Origin of the sequence: Clostridium putrefaciens, assembly GCF_900461105.1 — a bacterium.
Taxonomy (GTDB): Bacteria; Bacillota; Clostridia; order Clostridiales; family Clostridiaceae; genus Clostridium_L; species Clostridium_L putrefaciens.
In genome coordinates, this window is record NZ_UFWZ01000005.1 from 1 (window position 1) to 3,972 (window position 3,972).

A 3,972-nucleotide genomic window follows, 5' to 3' on the forward strand; every position below is an offset into this window, starting at 1 on the left:
TCTTTTCCTTAATCTGAACTAGTGCCTATAATAGCCGTTATTCTTCTTCTATATAGCTTTGTGGCTTCTTCACAACATACCTTACCTTGCAAGCTAACTACTGGTATATTATGCTTAGTGCTTGTTTTAGACACCCAAACTCGAGTCTTTCCAAAAATGGTTTTTGATTCTTGCTTACCCTTCAACAGAATACATAAGTCTGCCCTTCCACCTTTTTCTTCTACAGGTAAATGTTTATAACTAATCCACGACCCTTTACAAGCCTCGCACTAAATAAATGCCATAAAGCACGCGCAAGCCCCACCTCAGCACCTGAGCCTGCCACTTGACCTATATCTTTATTAAGTAAACTTTTAATTATATTTGCATAATGAGTAAGGCTATTGTCAAAGTGCTCCACCATATCTTTTGTGCTCCCGTTTTGTGGCCCAAATATATAAGATGCCCTTTAAGGTCCTATTAATGGATTTTAAAACATCCACCAACTGTCTACTGTAAACATATTTAGTCTAGGATCTAATCCCTTAAATCTAGTATTTTTTAGATTTATGAGATGTCACCTCCCATAATGAATCGATGTGAAGTCTTTTATCTAAAGTCTTGCCCTAAAGCCTTGGAACCTACCTGCACCAACCATCATTGTTGCAGCTTCCCTATACCTATAACTTATTAATAGCAGCCCTTGTCAAGAGGCAGCTTTATAAGCTGTCTTACACTGAGTCTGTTGGTATAAAGCGGATTACGCTCTTCTTTTTTAACACATTGAGTACCACTTGCACTTCATCTGACTAAACAGTCAGTCTCCCATTCTCAAGTACTTGCGAAATTCTCCTTTAACATATCGCAAAGAGGATCCTTGACATCTATTTCATACAAATAATCCTTTGCCCAGTCTATAAGTGACTGTACTGTCCCTCCCTCCATCCTGCACATAGCGTACAGGTTTTACTCTGCATCAGGCATAAACCTTTAATACTCCTCTTCCATTGCCTTAGCTACACTTTTTGGCGCTTGCTCATCTTTAAATGAAATCTGGCTAGAAACAAATTTATAACCAATCACGCCTTTCTAATAGTTATTTAAGTATCTTTCTAAGATAATTAATATTTTAGTACATAAACAATTCTTTTATTATACTTAAATTTAAAGTAGCCAAAATATGATAGTCTACCGAATTGTCATTAAGTGCCTACTACAGATAATAATGGATAGTTTTTAAAGCCTTTTTCACATATCATAAACACACTACACCAGCTCTGAATGAAAAAGCTTCCCGTGTGAAGATGATCAGGTACAGTAGCCCTGAATCGTATCATAGCCGCTCTGATGCTTGGTGCTGATACAGTGCAAAGTATAGTTGGCCGAAAACCCCTGACACCAACAGCAGTTCCAGAAGTAGTTGATGCGTTGCTCCTGACACTTAATAAACCAGACTACGTGGCTTATAAAAGACTGGAAAGACATAAGTTTGTAATCATCTACATATTACATCTTTTAATTCCTGGTTAGCTATTATCCCTGCTATAGTAACCTGTCCTATAAGTAATATAGCAACTCCACTCATTTACTTATATCCCAAAATAGAATATTTATTTAAATTCTTTATTTTACCCATACAAAGCTCTAAAAGCCTCCCTCCAACAGGTTCATAAAAGGTAGGATTCTATTTAATTTTAAAATGGTCCATTAGTGAAAGTAATATTTATAGACTACAAGTCCTGGATATAGGCCGCTATAAACTTGCTTATGCTTCAGAATGAGTTTCAATCTCTTTAATTAATTATTATGACCCTTTATTTATAAGTCTTTTAGAAATTATACGGTTAAACTTTAACTCACTCCAAATACAGCGGGTATAATCCCAGCTGCCATAACTGATGTTAATGGTATCTTAAAAGTATCTGCCGCTGCTATAGCATTAGGATTTGGAGACATTATATTTCCAGCCTTCCTCCACCTATCATGGCATAATATAGATGTTCTACTAAGCTTTGCTTTATTTGCAATAGCAATTGCTATTGGAGCTACAGTTATTACTGCAACATCTATAAATACCCCTACACAAGTAAGTACTAATGTTGCAAGTGTCAATGCTATCAGTGAATTTGATTCGCCTATCTTATCTACTATAGTTTCTGCTATTTTAGCTGCCGCTCCAGATTCTATAAGTACACCTGCTAAAACGCCTGCTGTCAAAATCCTAAGTATGGCTGCATTATTCCCTTTGCTCCATCTATCATAAGTGTTACAGTTCCAGTAAGTCCAGCTCCTCCTACAATTCCACCTACTAATGCCCCTAAAATAAGACCATAGGCTGGATGAACCTTTTTAATTATAAGTACAATAGCCAAAGCTAATGCTACTATTGCACCTAGTGCTGTTACTCCCATAGATATACCCCCTATTTTTTATATGTTTAATATCGATACATCAATTGTAACCCTTTGCATTCCATAAATCATCGTCATATTGTTAAAATTACAGCATATATTATAGTGCATTCGCCCTATATATATCTAATTATTAATTTAAGTGATGTCCTAAATCTTGGATTTAGCTTGCGGAACTTACTCCTACCTATAGTAGCGAAGTAGGAGCTTGCTTTAGTTTATGATAATATTATTTGCCTCCTTACAACCTAACTTATAAATTGTATAAGCACTAAATAACTGAAACAGTTCTAAATAATTCTTAGTATTTTTCCCTGTAATGTCTTGTATCTTTTGCAATCTATAGTTTAAACTATTCCTATGAATATGAAGAGATTCTGCCACTAAATTTATTTCACCATTTAAATTTATATATTTATCTAATGTATTTATTAGATCAGACCCCGCTCCCTCCTCTATAAGTTTTAGTATAGGCTCTAATATCTCTTTAGTATCTCCACCTTCATATATCCTATGAATAAGCACAAATTCCTTATAATTGTAAACATATTGATTAGGTTTGAGCCTTTCACCAAGCTCAATGGATTTAAATGCTTGCTTTACAGACAAACCAACTATGTCTTGTTTAAATCCAATACCTATATAAACATTGTCTATTAAAGATGATATTCCTTCAATTAATTTTTCCATATTGTTGCTAAATTTTATAAACATTACACAGGTTTGGGGATTAAGTCTTATTAAATATTCATCTTTTGATATCTTAATCCTTAACTTATCAAATTTAGGACTTATTACTGAATCTATAGACTTTACAATTACAGCTACCCTTTCTATATTAAGATTTATATTTAATACCTTAGCCCTTTCTTTAAATACTAAATCATACTCTTGATTTAAATAAGCCCATTGGTGTAGAAATTCATCCTTCAATCTTTCTTCCATTCTTTTTTCCTTGAAAGTATATTCCTGACTTATTAAAAGCTCTGCAGTTATCTTTACAAGCTCTGCAAAAGGCCCCACAACCTTTGGATTACCACTTATTCCAATAACACCCACTATCTCATTGTTATAATATATAGGCATATTAACTCCAGGTTTAGCTCCACCCGAAGAGTTATAAACTTCTATTAGTATTCCTCTTTCTATAGCTTCAAAAGCTCCCCTATGCACCTTACCCACCCTTAGGCTGTCTCCACTAGCTATAATAACACCTCTATGATCCATAATATTTACATTGTAAGGTATAACCTTCATCATTCTATCTACTATCTGTTGGGCGAAATTATAAGTTAACATAATACTTCCTCCTTTCCTAAATATTAATTCTTTCTATTTCTTTTATATTATATCCACTTATTAAAAAACTTTTAATAACCATTGCAATTTTCAAAATTTTTATAATAAGCCACTCCATCCTTTTTAACTGCTCATCACTTAAAATTAGGAACCTTTTTCTATCTTCTTTTAATACATCCTATTCTTTCATAAGATCATTAAACATGACAAGAGAAAATAAAGGCGTCTTTAATTGATGCGATATATCTATAACTTTTACAAGTTTCATGTTACTCTCTCCTTT

General features: G+C 33.7%; 3 protein-coding genes and 2 pseudogenes. All 5 read right to left on the reverse strand.

From position 1 onward, the window contains the following. Positions 1 to 8: 8 nt before the first annotated feature. Positions 9 to 403, reverse strand: a pseudogene (locus DY168_RS15305) (glycerate kinase). Between the two features lie 1,427 nt (positions 404 to 1,830). Beyond that, positions 1,831 to 2,196 carry a GntT/GntP/DsdX family permease gene (locus DY168_RS15310; protein ID WP_423237256.1) on the reverse strand — a complete coding sequence of 122 codons (366 nt, stop codon included), beginning with the start codon at positions 2,194 to 2,196 and terminating at the stop codon, positions 1,831 to 1,833. Then, the gene (locus DY168_RS15315; protein ID WP_423237257.1) at positions 2,193 to 2,390 is read right to left on the reverse strand and encodes a hypothetical protein; all 198 of its coding nucleotides are present in this window, start codon (positions 2,388 to 2,390) and stop codon (positions 2,193 to 2,195) included. The genes DY168_RS15310 and DY168_RS15315 overlap by 4 nt, the downstream gene beginning before the upstream one ends. A 213-nt stretch (positions 2,391 to 2,603) precedes the next feature. Then, positions 2,604 to 3,689, reverse strand: a complete 1,086-nt coding sequence (locus tag DY168_RS14500) for a CdaR family transcriptional regulator (protein WP_115641891.1) — start codon at positions 3,687 to 3,689, stop codon at positions 2,604 to 2,606. An 85-nt stretch (positions 3,690 to 3,774) separates the two neighbouring features. Next, positions 3,775 to 3,972: pseudogene (locus DY168_RS15320) on the reverse strand (histidine kinase dimerization/phospho-acceptor domain-containing protein); the annotation flags it as partial.